General features: G+C 45.3%; 14 protein-coding genes and 3 pseudogenes. 12 read left to right on the forward strand and 5 right to left on the reverse strand.

Annotated elements, in window-relative coordinates; genetic code table 11:
* Positions 1 to 18: 18 nt before the first annotated feature.
* The 8 genes and pseudogenes from F6K64_RS38725 to F6K64_RS04450 form a co-directional block, all read left to right on the forward strand.
* Positions 19 to 117, forward strand: a pseudogene (locus F6K64_RS38725) (IS982 family transposase); the annotation flags it as partial.
* Positions 118 to 238: 121 nt separating this feature from the next.
* On the forward strand, positions 239 to 394 hold the full coding sequence (locus F6K64_RS04415; protein ID WP_008186177.1) for a hypothetical protein: 156 nt from the start codon (positions 239 to 241) through the stop codon (positions 392 to 394).
* A 231-nt stretch (positions 395 to 625) separates the two neighbouring features.
* Positions 626 to 1,006, forward strand: coding sequence for a 2-oxoglutarate and iron-dependent oxygenase domain-containing protein (locus tag F6K64_RS04420; RefSeq protein ID WP_008186179.1), 381 nt, complete (start codon positions 626 to 628; stop codon positions 1,004 to 1,006).
* The gene (locus F6K64_RS04425; RefSeq protein WP_229414582.1) at positions 942 to 1,610 is read left to right on the forward strand and encodes a 2OG-Fe(II) oxygenase family protein; all 669 of its coding nucleotides are present in this window, start codon (positions 942 to 944) and stop codon (positions 1,608 to 1,610) included. Before F6K64_RS04420 ends, F6K64_RS04425 begins: the two co-directional genes overlap by 65 nt.
* Positions 1,611 to 1,815: 205 nt before the next feature.
* Positions 1,816 to 3,585: a S8 family peptidase gene (locus F6K64_RS04430; protein ID WP_287264931.1), complete on the forward strand. Its 1,770-nt coding sequence runs from the start codon at positions 1,816 to 1,818 to the stop codon at positions 3,583 to 3,585.
* The gene (locus F6K64_RS04435; RefSeq protein WP_008186190.1) at positions 3,582 to 3,806 is read left to right on the forward strand and encodes a hypothetical protein; all 225 of its coding nucleotides are present in this window, start codon (positions 3,582 to 3,584) and stop codon (positions 3,804 to 3,806) included. The genes F6K64_RS04430 and F6K64_RS04435 overlap by 4 nt, the downstream gene beginning before the upstream one ends.
* Positions 3,807 to 4,231: 425 nt before the next feature.
* Positions 4,232 to 5,541, forward strand: a pseudogene (locus tag F6K64_RS04445) (RNA-guided endonuclease InsQ/TnpB family protein).
* A 1,007-nt stretch (positions 5,542 to 6,548) separates the two neighbouring features.
* Complete coding sequence (locus F6K64_RS04450) at positions 6,549 to 9,077, forward strand: CHAT domain-containing protein (RefSeq protein ID WP_008186198.1); 2,529 nt, start codon at positions 6,549 to 6,551, stop codon at positions 9,075 to 9,077.
* A gap of 79 nt (positions 9,078 to 9,156) precedes the next feature.
* Here the strand turns inward: F6K64_RS04450 and F6K64_RS04455 are convergent, their stop codons facing one another.
* Complete coding sequence (locus F6K64_RS04455) at positions 9,157 to 9,741, reverse strand: hypothetical protein (RefSeq protein WP_008186201.1); 585 nt, start codon at positions 9,739 to 9,741, stop codon at positions 9,157 to 9,159.
* A 64-nt stretch (positions 9,742 to 9,805) separates the two neighbouring features.
* Here F6K64_RS04455 and speA point away from each other — a divergent pair, with 64 nt between their 5' ends.
* The gene (gene speA / locus F6K64_RS04460; RefSeq protein WP_008186202.1) at positions 9,806 to 11,953 is read left to right on the forward strand and encodes a biosynthetic arginine decarboxylase; all 2,148 of its coding nucleotides are present in this window, start codon (positions 9,806 to 9,808) and stop codon (positions 11,951 to 11,953) included.
* On the opposite strand, the pseudogene F6K64_RS04465 reads toward speA, so the two are convergent.
* Positions 11,953 to 12,177 (reverse strand): annotated as a pseudogene (locus F6K64_RS04465) (helix-turn-helix domain-containing protein); the annotation flags it as partial. The gene speA and the pseudogene F6K64_RS04465 overlap by 1 nt on opposite strands.
* A gap of 282 nt (positions 12,178 to 12,459) precedes the next feature.
* On the opposite strand from F6K64_RS04465, the gene F6K64_RS04470 reads away from it, so the two are divergent.
* Positions 12,460 to 13,569, forward strand: a complete 1,110-nt coding sequence (locus F6K64_RS04470; RefSeq protein WP_287264932.1) for a homospermidine biosynthesis protein — start codon at positions 12,460 to 12,462, stop codon at positions 13,567 to 13,569.
* Between the two features lie 25 nt (positions 13,570 to 13,594).
* Here the strand turns inward: F6K64_RS04470 and F6K64_RS04475 are convergent, their stop codons facing one another.
* A complete protein-coding gene (locus tag F6K64_RS04475) occupies positions 13,595 to 14,632 on the reverse strand; it encodes an agmatinase family protein (RefSeq protein WP_287264934.1) in 1,038 nt (345 codons plus the stop codon).
* A 205-nt stretch (positions 14,633 to 14,837) separates the two neighbouring features.
* Here F6K64_RS04475 and F6K64_RS04480 point away from each other — a divergent pair, with 205 nt between their 5' ends.
* Positions 14,838 to 15,101: a ParB N-terminal domain-containing protein gene (locus F6K64_RS04480; RefSeq protein ID WP_287264935.1), complete on the forward strand. Its 264-nt coding sequence runs from the start codon at positions 14,838 to 14,840 to the stop codon at positions 15,099 to 15,101.
* Positions 15,102 to 15,238: 137 nt separating this feature from the next.
* Positions 15,239 to 15,718, forward strand: a complete 480-nt coding sequence (locus F6K64_RS04485) for a Dps family protein (RefSeq protein WP_008186208.1) — start codon at positions 15,239 to 15,241, stop codon at positions 15,716 to 15,718.
* 171 nt (positions 15,719 to 15,889) lie between these two features.
* Here the strand turns inward: F6K64_RS04485 and rppB are convergent, their stop codons facing one another.
* Together rppB and rppA are read right to left on the reverse strand one after the other, a co-directional pair.
* A complete protein-coding gene (rppB, locus tag F6K64_RS04490) occupies positions 15,890 to 17,284 on the reverse strand; it encodes a two-component system sensor histidine kinase RppB (protein ID WP_008186210.1) in 1,395 nt (464 codons plus the stop codon).
* Positions 17,284 to 17,979: a two-component system response regulator RppA gene (gene rppA / locus F6K64_RS04495; RefSeq protein WP_008186212.1), complete on the reverse strand. Its 696-nt coding sequence runs from the start codon at positions 17,977 to 17,979 to the stop codon at positions 17,284 to 17,286. The genes rppB and rppA overlap by 1 nt, the downstream gene beginning before the upstream one ends.
* Between the last annotated feature and the right edge of the window lie 371 nt (positions 17,980 to 18,350).

Raw genomic sequence — 18,350 nt, forward strand, 5'->3', positions numbered from 1 at the left:
CAAGCTTGGGCTAGCGGTCAAATTTTGGAATTGATGCCCTGGTCTGTGATTCTGTTGTGCTGTTTTCTGCACACTCGCACCAGAGTTGTGACGGGCATTTCCTTGATCGATTATACGAAAAAACCGGCTTTAGAGTTAGAAGTCAAAGATTTACCCCTCTGCCTCCTGCTATTGTGTAATATCTAGTTGTATTAAATAACCGTAATATATCACAGATGCAAGACCCAGCTCCAAACTGATGCCCAAGCGAATCAGTATAGAACCCCATCTGAGTATAGGAGAACTAGAACAGCGCTATCGTCAAGGGAAAGATCCGATTGAACGCTCCCACTATCAAATCATCTGGTTGCTAGCCCAAGGCAGAACCAGTGAAGAAATCGCTGTTATGACTTAATATAAACGAAGTTGGATTTATAAACTCGTGTGGGGCTACAACTGGATTGAACCCCTGACCTTGGGAGATGTTAGGCGTAGAAACCTTGGAGATCCTACTAACTTTAGTCAAGTCCTGCAACTCCTCGAACCATAAGCATTTGAACACTTTTGACTTCAATTTTTGTCAGTTAACCAGGTTTTGCCCTAGTTGCGATCGCGCTAATTGCTACATAAATCAGGAGAATTATAAATGAAAACCTTACCCGTAATTTCATTAACAAAATTAACAGACCTCAATGGGTCAAAATCAGGTAATCAAGAACACAAACGCCTCTACAACACCTGCTTAGATCATGGTTTTTTCTATTTGAAAGATCATGGTATTTCTGCCGATTTAGTTCAACAAACTATCGACAGCTCTCGTAACTTTTTCCAGTTGCCAGAGGACATTAAAAAAGCCTACGGCCAAGACAAACAAACGGTTTATCCCAACACCTCTAGGGGCTACATTCCCCTTTATGGCGAAACCTTCCATGAAGAGGTTGGTCCTGATCCCAAGGAAGTTTTTGACCAAGGCAATCGAACATCCACCTTCAGACAAGCCGTTTACTGGTCCTACCTTGATTCCTGATGACACTGTAGCCCCTGGTTTTGCTGCATTCCACTATCAGCTTCAAGGGGAAATCCTGACCAAAATTGTTCCCCACCTTCTCAGGGGGCTGGCTGTGGCTTTGAACCTAGACGCGGATTGGTTTGACCCTTATTTTGACGATCCAATCCTGATCCATCGAGCCAATTACTATCCTCCTGAGTATGGCATTGCCGGAAAACACACAGATACCGGCATCTTCACCGTGTTAATCCAAGAGTATTTCCCAACCCCTTCCCTACGGGTTTATGCCAAAAATGCCTGGATTGATGCGGTTTGTTTAGAAGATGCTTTTGTGATTAATTTGGGGGATATGTTGCAATACTGGACGAATGGCTTATTTGTCAGCACTGCCCATGAAGTGATTCATACAAGCCCCAATAGTCGGGTTTCTATCCCTGTTTTTGTCTTCCCTAATTCCAATACAATTATTGAGCCAATGGGAACCAATGAAAAGATTAACTCTACCAACATTATGCTGGAAAACTTTAATTCAGTTTGGGTGACTAAAACAGGGGCAGGTCGAGCTCGGGAATTAAAGTATTCTGAACATGAAAAAACCAAACTAGCAAGGTTACCAAAGTAGCATGATTGGGATTTTGTAAATAAATTACAAAGATTCTAGCTGACCTGTTGCCCCTTCAGCCTTGGTTAACTGCTTTTGGCCGCGCTGCATCGCTACTCCCTACTCCCTACTCCCTACTCCCTACTCCCTACTTCCTACTCCCTACTCCCTTTGCTATATAAGTTATCGTGGTGATTAAAGACTCGCGAACCAGCGACAGATTGCCATGAGAAAATTTTTGATACTGTGTCTGTTTGTAGTAGGGCTGGGTTTTGCCCTGTTTAACTTTAAAGGATTGGCAAATCAGGGGAATTTTGAGTCGATTGTGATCGACTTCCGGGAAGATATCCCAGCTGCTCAACTTAATGAGCAATTGCAAGCGATCGCACAACAATACGAGGTGAATCCCCAACTCAATAGTGAATTTTCAGCAGCGGATCACATATATATCCTAAAGGGAGATAAACAACTGCTGAATACCCTGAAACAATCAGGACTATCCCAAGCAACAGAATATATTGAACCGAACTATACCTATAGTGCCTTCGAGGTTCCCAATGACCCTGACTATAGCAAGCAGTGGAACCTGCGCAGCATTAATATAGAATCTGCCTGGGATGACACCAAGGGTAGTGGGGTAACAGTAGCAGTGATTGACACTGGGGTCAGCGCAGTCCCAGATTTGAAAGATACTGAATTTGTTGAAGGCTACGACTTTGTTAATGACCGGATTGAAGCATGGGATGATCAAGGTCACGGTACTCACGTAGCCGGTACCATTGCCCAATCTACCAACAATGGTTACGGTGTTGCCGGAATTGCTTACGAAGCTAGCCTGATGCCCCTGAAGGTATTGGCAGCCCATGGTGGTGGTACAGTGGCTGATATTGCAGAAGCGATTCGCTTTGCCGCTGATCATGGGGCAGATGTGATCAACATGAGTTTAGGAGGGGCTGGTGAAAGCAATCTGATGGCAGAGGCAATCGACTATGCCTACCACAAAGGTGTTGTCCTAGTGGCTGCTGCTGGTAACTCTAACCAAAATGCTGCCGCTTATCCCGCCCGCTATCCCCATGTTATTGGTGTTTCTGCCCTTGATTCCGCAGGTCTGAAAGCTCCCTACTCTAACTTTGGTGCTGGGGTAGATATCTCAGCCCCTGGTGGCAGTGAAAATGGTAAGATTTTGCAAGAGACGATTGATGGAGATACAGGCACCCCTGTATTTGCTGGCTTCCAAGGCACCAGTATGGCATCGCCTCATGTTGCTGGTGTGGCAGCTTTAATCAAAGCTAGTGGGATTCAAGACCCTGCTGATGTATTGAATGTACTCAAGCAGTCCACCCGAGTTATAGAAGATGACCCCCTAAACCACTATGGTGCTGGACAATTAGATGCTGGTGCTGCCGTTCAACTTGCTCTGAAAGGACAAATTACTTTCCAAGACTTCTTCCGCTGGTTACGGGATAACGGCTATCTCAATCCTCGCTTTTGGATTGACGGTGGTGTGATCGCCCTGTGGCCAAAGATTGCTATGGTACTAGGTTCCTATTTGCTGGCCTGGTTCTTGCGCAATTATTTTCCTTTTACTTGGAGTTGGTCTCTTGCCACTGGCTTAGTAGCGGGGAGTTCAGGATTATTCTTCCTGAAAGGTTTGTATATATTTGACTTACCCCAATGGCCTTTCCGAGTCATGGGCAGTTCGATTCCAGAATTAGGTAGCGCTATTGGCAGCAGCAGTTTTCTCAACCCTCTATTTGCCAGTGTTGTGATTCCATTTATTTTAATCGCCCTACTGTTAGGACATCCGCAATGGAAGTGGTTAGCGGTTGGTTCAGCTCTCGGTGTGGCCAGTTGCCTAGCCGTGAGTGCTGTGGTTTCACCTGAGCTAATTTGGCTAGGAGGCGGGGTTTTGTCTCGGGTGTTCCTGATTGCCAATGCCTTGCTCTGTTTTGGACTAGCTTATTTAGCCGTTCAAGGGGAGAAACAATCAGCATGACGATCAGCATCACAGGCGTGATTGAGCGCAAAGAGATGGGGTCAGGAGCCTGGGCACTGGTTTCTGACTCAGGGGAAACCTATGAACTCAAGGACACTCCCCCAGAGTTAAAGCAATCGGGAATAAAGGTCACGGTTACAGGAGAGGTGCGAGAGGATGTGATGAGCTTTGCGATGATTGGTCCGGTGTTAGAGATCAAGTCCTTTGAGTTACTCGATTGAGGATCTTACCTCTTAAAGCAAGATAATCAGGACTTACCCATCAAGACCGTTAAAACCAGGTTTATAGTTGTCTTGATGCAGCCGCTCAAAGCTATCCTCAAAATTCACCTACGGATGGGGTGAAACCCCAAGACTCAGTAATTACCAAAAAACTGGGTCTAAAGCCCCGTCCTTGTAGGACGGGAGCATGTCAAATTCGTAGAATAAATGTACTAAAACGACTGATAACTGGTACTCAATCCCGGAAAACACTATAGTTCAAGAGTTTGTAGTTCAAGTGTTCTTACAAAATTGACCTGCTCCCTTCTAGGATTCTAGGACGGGTTTTTACTGAAAATTATCCTGACGATTTTCGCGCTCGTGTGGTATAATAAAATGTTACAGGTAAAGGTGGATATACCTTCGCGGAGCGTGACCTTAGGTAAATGATTATTTTAGAGTTTAAAGCCAAAGGTAAAAAGCACCAATACCAAGCCATTGATGAAGCTATTCGGACAATGAAATTTATCCGAAATAGTTGCATTAGGCTATGGATGGACAAGAAAGGGACTGGTAAATATGACTTAAGCAAATACTGCAAAGTTTTAGCTAAGCAGTTCCCTTTTGCCAATGAATTAAACTCTACTGCCCGCCAAGCTGCGGCTGAAAGGGCATGGTTAGAAGTTACCGTAAGAATAGTGGAGCCTTATTTCATGAGTTTTAACCCTTTTCTGCATAGCCTATCGCCTATAAAGGCTCCACTATTCTAAGGTTTCATCTCCGGTCATCGATATCCCGTTTCTACGATAATTGCCAGAAAAAAGTACCTGGAAAAAAGGGTTTTCCGAAGTTCCAAAAACACTGCCGCTCTGTTGAATACAAGCAGTCCGGATGGAAATTGTCCCCTGACAAAAAGTCGATAACGTTTAGGGACAATAAGGGTATTGGGAAACTAAAACTCAAAGGTACTTGGGACTTGTGGCGCTTCGACAAAAAACAAATTAAGAGGGTTAGGATAGTTCGACGGGCTGACGGGTACTACGTCCAGTTCTGTGTTTCAGTTGATATCAACGAAAAATTAAAACCAACTGGAAACACTGTCGGGCTAGATCTAGGACTGAAGGATTTCTATACGGATTCCGACGCCAATACACAACCCAACCCTCGGTTTTATAGAACGGGTGAAAAGCGTCTCAAGTTTTATCAACGTCGGGTTTACCGAAAAAATAAAGGCTCTGCTAACCGTCGAAAAGCCATTAACAAACTAGGTAGGGCACACCTAAGGATAAGTAGGCAACGTGAAGAACACTGCGCGAGCAATCCCTCGCACGTTGCGTAGCTCAGTCTAACGATTTGATCGCCTACGTTCGCGCAGCGTGCCGAAGGCAAGACCTAAGGGTAAAAAATCTGGTCAAAAACCACTGCCTTGCTAAGTCTATTAATGATGCAGGTTGGTATCAGTTTAGAAAATGGTTGGAGCATTTTGGCGATAAATATGGCAGGATAACTGTTGCAGTAAACCCTGCCTATACTAGCCAGAATTGTTCTAGTTGTGGTGAGGTGGTCACGAAGTCACTATTAACTCGAACCCATACCTGCAAGTGTGGTTGTCAGCTAGATAGAGACCACAGTGCCGCCATCAACATACTCGCGCATAGCCTTGGGTACGGTGGGGCACACCGGAACCTGGGTCGTAGACCCGAACACTTGTGGAGATTTGGCCTCTATTCCTTCTGGTTCCGACCAGATTGAGTAAGTCGAATCGTTGTTCGCGTAGCGTGGCCTACGGCCAAGCAAGAATCCCCAAGCCTTTCGGCAAAGCCGACGCTACGCGAACAGGCCGGGGAGTGTCAACGAGTCTTGTCAAAATCTTTACAAAAACCATAATAAAGCTCAAAGAATACCCCTAGAGCTTCTGCCTAAGACTGAAAAACTGCTTAATACCAAGGATTAGGCACTCTTGACCTGAATTAGCAAAGTTGAGGATCAGGCTGACTAAAATGCTCTGCAGACAGTGATGAAACCCCAAAAGAGTATCTTGGGCAAAATTTCAGATGTTAAGCTAGTTGATAACACGCTTATCATAGTATGGATAAACCTACACCCTAATCCTTCCTCCTGGAAACCTTACTGATTCAGTACATCCAAGGCTGGGTATGAGTACCAATTCCCGAGGGGGAAATTAGCTGCTTGCCAAAGCAATTTCACCTGTTTTAAGTGCTTAAAACCGTGTCTTGATGCAAAGCGCGAGTGGGGGAAACCACGGCAGTTGCTCATGGGTGGAACCCCCAAGACCGCACTGCCTCCCCAAGACCGCCCTGCATCGCTTAATCAGTTCGTGTTTAGAGGAAAAGGAGCAAGCAAACTAATCTATAGAGATGGCTACATATAGTGGGTAACACCTTACCACCCAGTGAAAAAAAATCCCCAGCTCACCAAAGTGAACCGGGGGTGTCAATCAGGGTGCATCTACCATTTCACTTTTCCGAGATTGGTGATAGCAATCCGGAAAAATCTGGGTAAAGTGGCACCCAAATGCTGGAATTAGGAAATTTTCTGATTCAAAACAATTAACAGAGTATGCCTTGGAAACCTTAAATAAAAAACGGCATCAATACCATGAGCCAACAAGAATTTTCCCCTAAAGGAATACTCCTCAATAAGCAAATACTAAACAAATATTCAAGAATTTTTAAACCTTCAGCCAAAGCTCGTCACTATGAGCAAAATTGATCCCTTGAAATTGAGCAAAATTGGGCAACAGTGGCACAGGAATTCCATATCTCCGTAACCCCCTTAGGAAAACATGATGATTATCTGGTGCGCATCGAACGAGTGGCACCGGGAGTCTCATTGGCAGAAGAACAAGTCAGTTGGCCGGTAGAAGAATGGTTAACCCAGGCCAAGCAACTGATGAATGACCCCCTATTTAGTGTCCTGCAGGGTAGGGCAGCTGGGGTGGATGGCAGTTTTGCCATGCCATCTTGGGGAGAACCGTACTCTCAATCCTCTTTAAACTTAGTTGCCTTGGGTCAGGAGCTATACAATGCCCTATTTAAAGGAAGCTTGCGCGATAGCTGGATGATGGCGCAAGCGATCGCTCAAAATCAACGGTCGGTTTTGCGGCTGCGTCTGGGATTGAAAGGTACAGAATTACCCCGCCTACCTTGGGAAGTACTCCATGCTGGGGATCGTCCCCTAGCCACAGGAACTGATGTGGCTTTCTCCCGCTACCAGATGACCAAAGGCTTGATTAGACCAGTTCCGAAGCCTTTGTCTCCACCGAATCAACCTCTGAAAATTTTGATGGTGATCGCGGGTCCAAGTGATCAAGAAAGTTTAGAACTCTTACAAGAAGCATCTCACCTGAAAGAAGAACTCCGCCATCGTTCACCCAATGGACCCCCAGCGATTCATCTGACAATTCTGGAACAGCCAGGACGGGAACAGTTAACCCAAGCCCTGGAACAAGGAAAATATCAAGTCTTCCACTATGCTGGTCACTCTAACCTAGGGGAATCAGGTGGTGATGTCTACCTGGTTAGTAAAAAAACTGGTTTGACAGAGACCGTAAGGGGTGATGATCTAGCGGGATTGTTAGTTAATAATGGTGTCCAGCTGGCTGTATTCAACTCCTGTCGTGGTGCTCATACAGCTGCTTCACATACCCAAGAAAACGGTAACGATCAAAATCTCGCCCAAGCACTGGTTAAGCGCGGTATTCCTGGTGTTCTAGCCATGGCAGAGCGTATTCCCGATGAGGTAGCCCTGACCCTAACCCGACTATTATACCGTAACATCAATCAGGGTTATCCCATTGACCTAAGCCTCTCGCGAGCTAGACAAGGACTCATTTCTGCTTATGGCTCGAACCAGCTTTATTGGGCATTACCTGTTCTCTATCTGCATCCGGAATTTGATGGTTTCCTGACCAATGATGACCACAGTTATGACCGAACTCAAATATTTAGTCTGCCCGATCCTCCTGGAATGTCTGTAGGGTTAGACCCAGAAGAGGCGTTTTTTACACCACCAGCAGATAATAATTCTACCACATTCTCAGAATTTGAGGAAGAGTCAGCTCTTGTCTCTAGGGGAGAAGCTGAGTATGACCATGAAAGTCTCACTGGTGTAACACCGGGTTTAGAATCCCATGAACTAGAAGCAGACGATCCCGCTGCTTTCATTAAGGGATTGCTGGATCAGCTCAATACAGAGGCTCAGGGTGGGGAATCACAAATAGCAGCATCGAATTTAGAGGGGTTATCCCAAAACCCTTACTCAGAGGCTGCTCAGAAGAACTTACCAGTCCATACCCCAAGTCAACTACCTGCTGCTTCGAAAGCTTCAGCTGCAACCCTGACAGCGGCTTTGTCTAGCGAGGGCTCAACCCAATCAGCTCCAAACCTTGAGGATTCTACAGCAGAACTTGAGGGGAAAAAGGTCACTAATCCTAAACAGAAGGGTTCAAGGTTACCACGTTCACCAGTGTGGATCGGACTAGGAGCAACGGGAACTCTGGCCTTGGTACTTTTGGGGGTTTGGTTTTTCCAGAACCCTCCTAGTCCTGGGCTAGGCAGACAATTACCACCAGGTCTCTCCAAACCTGTTGATTACTCAAATGTGAATTTGACAAAGGCTAAGACTAAGACCGTCACAGCGATCGCAATTCAAGCATTCAGTGAGGGGAATATTATTCGAGGAACCGAAGCTGTCAGGGCATTGCTAGACCGGGGTGCATTACCCCAGGCTTCTGCTGCCCTTCAGGAAGTTCCCTCAGAACAATTGAATAAGTCAATGGTGAGTTTTTTAAGAGGGCGTCTGGCATGGCAGTCGATCCAGACAGGCTCGGATGAATACAGTTTCGATGATGTCAGACGTTATTGGGAAAGAGCAGTCAAACAAGAACCTGACTCTTGGACTTACCGCAATGCCCTAGGGTTTGCCTATTACGCTGAAGGCAAATACGAGCGAGCTAACCAAGCTTGGTATGATGCATTGTACAGGAGTAGCAACAAGAAACCTACAACAGTTGGATCTGGAAAATCCAGCAATTCCCAAAAATGGAATACCTATGCTGGCTTAGGGCTAGGCTTGTGGAAATCGGCTCAAGAACAAAACGGATCTAAGCGGGCGAGCTTGTCCCAACGATCCCTCAAGCTACGGCAACTGGTGCTCACCAATGACCCCATTAACTTCAAACCTGATGCCTTGAGCAAGAACTGGCTTTGGTCACAGCAAGCGATTAAAGATTGGCAATCCCTGTTAGAGGTTAGAACTTCTAACAATTGACGGTTAACCGTCAAGCGTCAAGAGTGAACAAAGGGCAAATTAAGGGCACATTAAATAAATCACCACTAGCATCAGCTGATTATTGATCCCGCATCAAGGAAGACAGAGAGCGGCGCTTACGCATATCCATCATGTTGGCAAGAGTCTCGTCTTGAGGATTGGTCTGATCAGTAGGCTCTGGTGGCAAAACCGTTACCTCGGTCTGTTGGTCATCACTCTTGTTTTGTGATGGTAATAATGGTAATGATTTGACTGGTTGTTGTTTGCTAGTAGCCTTACGGCGTCTAGAATTACGGCGTCGCCTTCTACTGCTGACACTAGATGTTATCGGTCTTTTCGGTTTCGTTTTCCGGCTTGGAAATTTTAGAGCCTGAGTAAGCAATAAGCAACCGCTGGCGCAGCCTACAGCAACAACACCAAACAAAGACAGAGGCACAGCCTCTTTGGCCGCTGATGCCCGCAGTTGAGCCAGAGCTGGTTGTGGATTATTGGCTTCTTCCTCAATCGGTCCAGGATCAATCAGACCAATAGTTGCTATGCTACCGGCTAAGACCATAACAACCCAAAGCCCAACCCAAACAGCAATCTGATAATTGTATATTAGCTTTTGGATGGACTGGAAATAATCTTGCTTTTGAGCCTGATGACCAGATGGTTTAGACATCGACGCTCACGATTAGTTAAAAAACACGCTGACGGCATTTTAGCATGGCTTGTCAGTTCGACCAATGTCTTTAAGGAGGTTATTGGTGACACTACAGCGTAAATCCCAGTTTCAAGAGTATTTAACCCCTGAGACGACTACTGAGACTACTAATGAGACTACTACAGGGTTCTCGACTCAAAATCCTACAGATTATGGTGTTAAGTTGATAGACTCATCCTGTTCTCAAATCCCTAACCAGAACCAAGATCAGAAGACCTCTAAATCTTGGACAATTGAGAAAAGTGAGGAGCTTTATCAGATCCAAGGCTGGGGAGAACCCTACTTTGCCATTAACACTGCTGGTCATATCATGGTTTCCCCTAAAGGCAATGGGGGCGGCTCGTTGGATTTGTTGGAACTGGTAGAATCCCTGAAGCAGCGCAACTTGGGACTACCATTATTAATCCATTTTTCAGATATCTTGGCAGACCAGATAGCGCAATTAAACGCCTGTTTTGCCCAAGCCATTACTCGCTACAAATACCCTGGTCGTTACCAAGGAGTCTTTCCGGTTAAATGCAACCAGCATCGACATGTGGTAGAGGATGTCGTGTATTTTGGTCAACCTTATCAATTTGGTTTAGAAGTCGGTTCTAAACCTGAATTGATGATTGCTCTAGCAACATTGCTCACTCCGGATTCCCTAATTATTTGTAACGGCTACAAAGACCGGGAATATCTTGAAACTGCCCTTTTAGCTAGGCGATTGGGACATAATCCGATAATTGTCCTAGAACAGCTAGAAGAAGTGCAGCTAATTATCGAGGTAGCTGCTGAGTTAGGAGGCATCACACCAGTGCTGGGGGTGCGAGCCAAACTGAGTACACAAAGCATGGGTCGTTGGGGAAACTCTGTAGGAGATAGAGCTAAATTTGGTCTGAAAATTCCAGAAATACTCCAAACCATTGACCAGCTACGAGAGGCTGGAATGCTTGAGTCATTGCAGCTGTTGCACTTCCACATCGGCTCTCAAATCTCTGCCATTAGCGCAATTAAAGATGCTATTCGCGAAGCCAGCCAAATTTATGCTGAGCTCAAGGGATTAGGGGTGAATATGCAGTATCTAGATGTAGGTGGTGGGTTGGCAGTGGATTACGATGGCTCCAAAACAAACTTCCATGCCTCCAAAAACTACAACATGCAGAACTATGCCAATGACATTGTGGCTGCGGTGAAGGAAGCTTGTGAGGAACATCAAATTCCGGCACCAACACTCATTAGTGAAAGTGGTCGTGCGATCGCATCCCATCAATCAGTCCTGATCTTTGATGTTTTGAGTACCAGTGATGTCGAATCTCAATCCCCTCCACTGGCAACGGAACAAGACCATCTAATTATCCGAAATCTTTGGGAAACTTACTGTACTATCGACCTTGAGAATTACCAGGAAGCTTATCATGATGCCATCGAGCTTAACCAAGAAGCAAAAAGCCTGTTTAGTTTAGGCTATCTGAGCATTACCGAGCGGGCTAAAGCCGAGCAGCTTTATTGGGCGTGCTGTCAAAAGATTCGGGAAATTATCAGAACACAAGACTATGTTCCTGAGGATCTAGCAGACCTGGAAACGATCATGGCATCAATTTATTATGTCAACCTATCAGTCTTCCAATCAGTGCCAGATTGCTGGGGAATTAACCAGCTATTTCCGATTATGCCCATCCATCGGCTGGATGAAGAACCAACTCAAAGGGGGATCCTGGCTGACCTTACCTGCGATAGTGATGGTAAGATTGACCAATTTATTGACCTGCGGGATGTTAAATCGTTGCTGGAACTACATCCTTTGCGCAAAGCCGAGGAGCCAGAGAGAATTTCTAATTCCAAATCCCAAATCCCAAATCCCAAATCCAAAGAACCCTACTATTTGGGTTTCTTCCTAGTCGGTGCCTACCAAGAGATTATGGGGAATTTACACAATCTTTTTGGTGATAGTAACGCAGTTCACATCAAATTAAGCCCCAGAGGGTATGAAATTGAACACGTGGTTAAGGGAGATACAATCACGGAAGTTTTGGGTTATGTGCAGTATGATGCTGAAGATTTGGTGGAAGGTATGCGCCGCCGCACAGAACAGGCGTTGCAAGAGAACCGAATTACTTTGGCAGAATCTCAACGGCTGCTGGAAAATTATGAGCGGAGTTTGAGGAGTTATACCTATTTGAGTTCGTGACTATTTTGTTGAAGATGGTAGCTAGGGAACGGAGTATCAGCTGGGATGATGTATTCCTTTGACAAAGAACATCTATCCACATCACACTTTCGACTTGCCAACCAGTCTTTCAACTCCCTCAGAGCGTAGTTGTAGACGCCGCGACAAGTCTCTAACCACTCAAGTATTTGAACTTGCTGGCTCGCACTTGGATAGATTCGGTAGCGATAGTTCATCATCAACATACATTACAGTCTACCATCAATACACAAATTCGTAGATGTATTTTTCTCACCCCTTGAAGGGGTGAGAAAAATACTGGGGGAGTCGATGTATCCCCCAAACCCCCTCGCAAGTTAAGCTCAGGACTTACCTAGTAACTCTAATTGTAGGGAAAGCTAAAAAAAATTATAGAGTTTGGTGCTCAGTTTCATGAATCATGAACCATCAATCTTGAGATTACAGAATGTTGCTCATTAAGTTATAACGGTCGTTAAGCGCAAGTTTTCTCCAGTGATTTGACTAACATGCCCACCAAAGAAAATCGCTTTTTGCAAGGGCGTAAAATCGCTCCCCGTCCGATTACGGCACAAATCCCAATCACAGAGTTGATCGACCAGACGTTTCTAGCCTACAATTCTGGTCGATTACGAGAAGGCTGCCAATTATTGGTAGAGCGGATGTTGCAGCCCAACGTAACGGTGGGTTTAAGTTTGACAGGAGCATTAACCCCCGCAGGCTTAGGAATGGCCGCAGTGATCCCACTGATGGAGGCAGGGTTTGTCGATTGGATAGTATCTACGGGAGCCAATCTCTACCACGACACTCACTTTGGCATCGGATTGGAACTCCATCAAGGGCGGCACGATATCAGTGATGTGGTATTGCAGAAAGAAGGGGTTGTTCGGATCTATGACATTTTCTTCGATTATGACGTGCTGCTATCAACGGATAAGTTCTTTCGTCAGATCATTGAACAGCCTGAGTTTAAGGGTCGAATGGGAACGGCAGAGTTTCACTACCTCTGCGGTAAGTACATTGCTGCACGGGAGCAGACATTGGGACTGAAAAACCAATCCCTGCTGGCGGCAGCTTATCGGTTAGGAGTCCCCATCTATACCTCCAGCCCTGGAGATAGTTCGATTGGGATGAATTTAGCAGCGCTAGGGTTGCAGGGAACCGGACCAGTCATTGATGTGTCCTTGGATGTGAATGAAACGGCAGCAATTGTACTGGCAGCTAAAAACCATGGGGGAGCCAGTGGAATTTGGATCTTGGGAGGTGGCTCGCCGAAAAATTTTATGTTGCAGACGGAACCGTATCTTCAAGAAGTCTTGGGTATTGATGAGAAGGGGCATGATTACTTTCTTCAGGTAACTGATGCCCGTCCAGACACAGGGGGTTTGTCAGGAGCAACCCCATCGGAGGCGGTCTCTTGGTGCAAGCTTGATCCACAGAAGTTATCAGAAACAGTAGTGGTTTATTGCGACTCGACCATTGCTATGCCCCTACTGACAGCTTACTGCCTAGCTAAGGTAGCGCCTCGTCCTCTAAAACGCCTCTATGACCAAAGAAAAGCCTTACTGGAGCAGTTGAAAGAGACACATTTGGCTACCCAGGCGACAGGAGTCAGATAAAAATTTAGTGATGGTGATTTTTTGATTAATTAGTCCTATACCTCGTCAAACAGGCAAGCTTGTACAAAATTCTAGCCCCAACATTGCCATCCCACTCATCCCCAGAGTCTCCGGGAGCAACTTCGCACAGATCAAAACCAATAATAGTTTTTCCAGCTTTGACTAGCGATCGCACTAAATACATTGCCTGATTAAATTCTAATCCTCCCGGCACAGGAGTACCTGTATTGGGACAATAGGCGGGGTTCAATCCGTCAATATCAAAGCTAATATAAACTTTATTCGGTAAATTAGCAATAATTTCCTGACACTGGGCTGCCCAGGTTATACCTTCGTAAGTGTTAGCTTTGAGCTGCCAGTCATCAAACACTACAATCCGGCGATCGCTGTTTGCCCAAGACATTTCCTCTTCACAAACATCTCGGATGCCAACCTGAACTAAACGATTAATCTGAGGTAGGGTCAGGGCATTGTACATGATCGAGGCATGGGAGTAAGTAAACCCCTCATAGGCTTGCCGGAGATCGGCATGGGCATCAATTTGTAAAATCCCGTATTCATCGTGTTGCTGTGTTAGGGCTTGCATTAACCCAAGAGGAACACTGTGATCGCCACCGACGATGGCAACCAGCTTGCCTTGCTCCAGCAGTTCCAGTGCCTGAGTGTAAACCCAGTTGTTGAGACCAGCACAGGCTTGATTAACGATTGCTAACTGTTTTGCGATCGCATCATCATCCACATTGCCACCAGCTTCTAAATACTGAATAATCTCTTTAGCTATCAACCTCATGGCACGATTTTGGTCAAGGAGAGCTGAGTTAATCGGTATAGTTCCACACCTCGTTTCCCAAGCTTGGGGTACATCAAAGTCGTACCAATCTAACTGTACCGAAGCATCTAAAATTCCTTGGGGACCGTTTGCTGCGCCCTCTCGGTAAGATGTGGTCACGTCCCAAGGAACAGGCAGGAAAACGATTGAAGCCTCCTCAACCGAATAGGGCAAGCCAAAGAAGCAGCCATTGGGCACAGTAATCTCATTAGGATTAAAACTGGCTTGATTCATTAGCCCTTGGTAAATTTTTCCTATTCTACCCAACCCTTGTCCCTACGGGCATCCTTGTATTAGGGATTAGGCACGCTTACATTAGGGACACTTACATTAGGCACGCTTACATTAGGTACTAAAACCCTTAACCCAACCCCTAACCCCTAACCCCTAACCCGCAACCCCATTACCATCAAAACTAAATTGACAAATTACTAGCACTATGATATACATCAAAGAAATTCCCCTAGAGCAAATCCGCCGTCCCCTACCACCACAAAATGATCCAAACAAGGTGGCGGCGCTAATGGAATCAATTGCCAAAGAAGGTTTGCTCGAACCCATTGATGTGTTAGAAGTAGATGGGCAATACTATGGTTTTTCCGGTTGCCACCGTTACGAAGCACACCAGCGTTTAGGAAAAAAAACCATTAAATGCCGCGTGCGTCGCGCTCCTCGGTCGGTCTTAAAACGGCATTTAGCCTGAAAATTAGCAATTTTGGGACAAAAATAGCTTCATCCCTTGGGTGTATTCCCAAGGAAACCAGAATTGCTTAAAGTTAAGCTGTTTAAAGCTTACCGTCGCTACTATTAGTTTTGAGTAGGAACCTTTAGGAGAGTACTATGGCAACGATTGTACCTGTCAATATTGGTATTGATGAACAAGACCGCAAAGAGATTGCTGAGGGACTGTCTCGTCTACTAGCCGACACTTATACCCTATACCTGAAGACCCATTACTTCCACTGGAATGTTACTGGACCAATGTTCAACTCCCTACACCTGATGTTTGAGCAACAGTACAATGAGTTAGCTTTAGCAGTGGATGCGGTAGCAGAGCGGATTCGTACCCTAGGCTATCCTGCTCCTGGCAGCTACAGTCAGTATGCACAATTATCCTCTATCCCCGAAACCAGCGATGTTCCGGAGGCTGAGGACATGGTGCGCTTGCTAGTGGAAGCCAATGAGGCAGTGGTAAGAACTGCACGGTCTGTTTTCCCAGCCGCTGAACGTGCTAACGATGAGTCCACAGCTGACCTGTTGACCGAACGGATGAGCATACACGAGAAAACGGCTTGGATGCTGCGCAGTATTTTAAAATAAGCTTATTAAGTATTAAGTATGAAGGATGAAGTATTAGGTATTAGGTATTAGGTATTAATCATGAAGGATGAAATAGTCTAATTTATTGGTTGTTAAATAACTGGTATCGTTTGAGCTATATCTGTTTATCCTTCAATATTTGCCTTTTTTACTTTATCTTTCATGCTTCACTTAGGAGTTTGATTGGAAAAAAACTGGAGCACTAAAGTGTTCCTTATCGAAGGAAGTAACTGGCTTGGGCAATCGAAGAGTAAACCTACTACCAACACCTCGTTCGCTGTATACTTGCAAGCTACCGTGGTGGGCAATAGCGATCGCATTAGCAATTGCCAGCCCTAATCCGGAACCTCCTGTGTGACGAGAGCGATCGCTATTGACTCGATAAAAGCGATCAAAAATTCGCCCTTGGTCTTCTTGGGCAATACCAATCCCCGTATCTTCTACCTGGATCACCGCGTGTTGGTCGCTCTTGTCTAAAATAACAGTTACTTTACCACCCACAGGGGTGTATTGGATACCATTAATAATTAAATTAGAAACTAGGCGATAAAGCTGCTCAGAATCACCCACAACCTCCAGAGGAGTTGGCACTAGCACCGAAGATGTCAGTGTAATTTCGGAAGCGATTGCCAAGGCTGCCAATTCCTCAACTAAATCGCTAACCAGGTCATTGAGACAGCATGTCTGGTGACGTACAGATGCTGGTTGTCTATCTAAGCGAGACAACAACAACAAATCCGCAACTAACTGAGTCAGCCGCTGATTTTGACGTTCAACAATTTCAAGAATGTTTCGTGCTTCTTGTTGATCCAAGCTAGGCATCAAAAGTGCCGACTCAACCGTTGCCAGTGTCGCAGCTATCGGTGTCCGTAGCTCGTGGGCAGCATCAGCGGTAAACTGTTGAATCTGTCTGTAGGATTGGTAAATAGGTTGCATCGCCAACCCTGCTAACCACCAACTGCCACTGCCCACTAAGATCATTGCCATTGGCAGCCCCAATACCAAGATTAATTTTACCGTATTGAGGTACTCCTTGAGGTATTGGAAAGAGTGCCCCACCTGCAAATACCCCCAATCCCGCTGATCTTGAGTATGTAGCGATAGAGAAATTTGGTGATAGGAGTTGCCCTTACCATCGGACAGGGTTTGCCAAGGTGCTTGATTAAACACCTGGGGTAATCCCTCTGGGTAAGTTCCTGCAATGGCAATTAAACGTCCTGAGGTATCAAATAGCCGGATGTAGTAGTGAGCTTGGCTAACAGCACTGAGGATGTGGCGTTGGGGACTAACCAGTGGTTTAGAACAGTTAACTCCAACGATACACAGATTAGGTAAAAGTTCCCCAATTATTGGCTCTACCCGTCCCGGTTCCTTGAGTTTCCATTCCAGACTATCATGGAGTGTCCCCGCAACGGATTTTAACTCCCGGTCTGAAGTGACTAAATGGGTATGAGCGATCCCTCTGTAAACACCAAATCCCAACAAGCTCAAAATAAACCCCATGACAATGGCATAGGAAAGTGCTAATTTTCCACGAGTCTGGTTAAATAGCTTATTTTGATTCATTATTTTTTCAGATTGAGACGATACCCCAAACCATGCACAGTTTCAATGGGAATGCTGGAGTTGATTGATTCGAGTTTCCGACGTAGCAGGCGCATTTGAGCCGCCACTACGTTACTAATTGGTTCTGCATTCACTTCCCAAAGTTGATTGCGAATTTGGTTGGTGGTCATCACCTGATTGGGATGCTTCATAAAATACTCTAAGAGCTGGAATTCTTTATTCGTGAGTGGAACGTGGAGTTTCTCACCGTTAGCAGCAAGACGATAAACCGTTCGGTTACCATAATCTAGAATAAGGTCACCCACCTGAAGTTGTTGGGGCTGGAGTAGGGGTGTTCGCCGGTGCAAGGCTCTAACTCTTGCTAGCAACTCTGCCATTAGGAACGGTTTGACTAAATAATCATCGGCTCCGGTATCCAAACCCATCACTCTATCTTCCAGGCGGTCTTTTGCCGTTAGCATCAAAATAGGCAAGGGATTATTACTATAGCGTAACTGACGCAGTAACTCTAGTCCGGATAGCCCTGGTAGCAACCAGTCGAAGATAGCTAAGGTATATTGGGTTTCGTGATTGTTTAAATAACCCCAAGCTTCAGTACCGTTAACAACCAAGTCCACCACATACTTCTCTATATTCAACGCTCGCTTAATTGCAGCACCCAAGTCTGGCTCATCTTCAACTAGCAGTACTCTCATCTGTCTTTTCTCGCTGGATACTTTGTCTATAGTAGCGATATGCGCGAAACAAAGCGGGGCAGAGTGTAACTTTCTGTGGATAAATTAGCTTAAAGCTGCACGCACCTATAGTCAATGTATGTAATAGCAAAGGGAATTTCGGAGCAGGGAATAGCGAGTAGCAATTCTAGAATATGGCATCAAAAAGTATCACAATTACTACACGTAGCCTAAACCATTAATTCTAAAACATAGAATTAAATTGTGACATTAATTAAAAAAAATAATTAACAAATCAATTTCCTACTCTCAGAAGCTGAAGGCTTACCAAAGTCCTAAAAAAAATAATTTCATTGATACCTAAAATTTCATCCTGATTTCATATTTGCTTG

It is taken from the genome of Moorena sp. SIO3A2, from assembly GCF_010672265.1.
GTDB classification, from domain to species: Bacteria; Cyanobacteriota; Cyanobacteriia; order Cyanobacteriales; family Coleofasciculaceae; genus Moorena; species Moorena producens.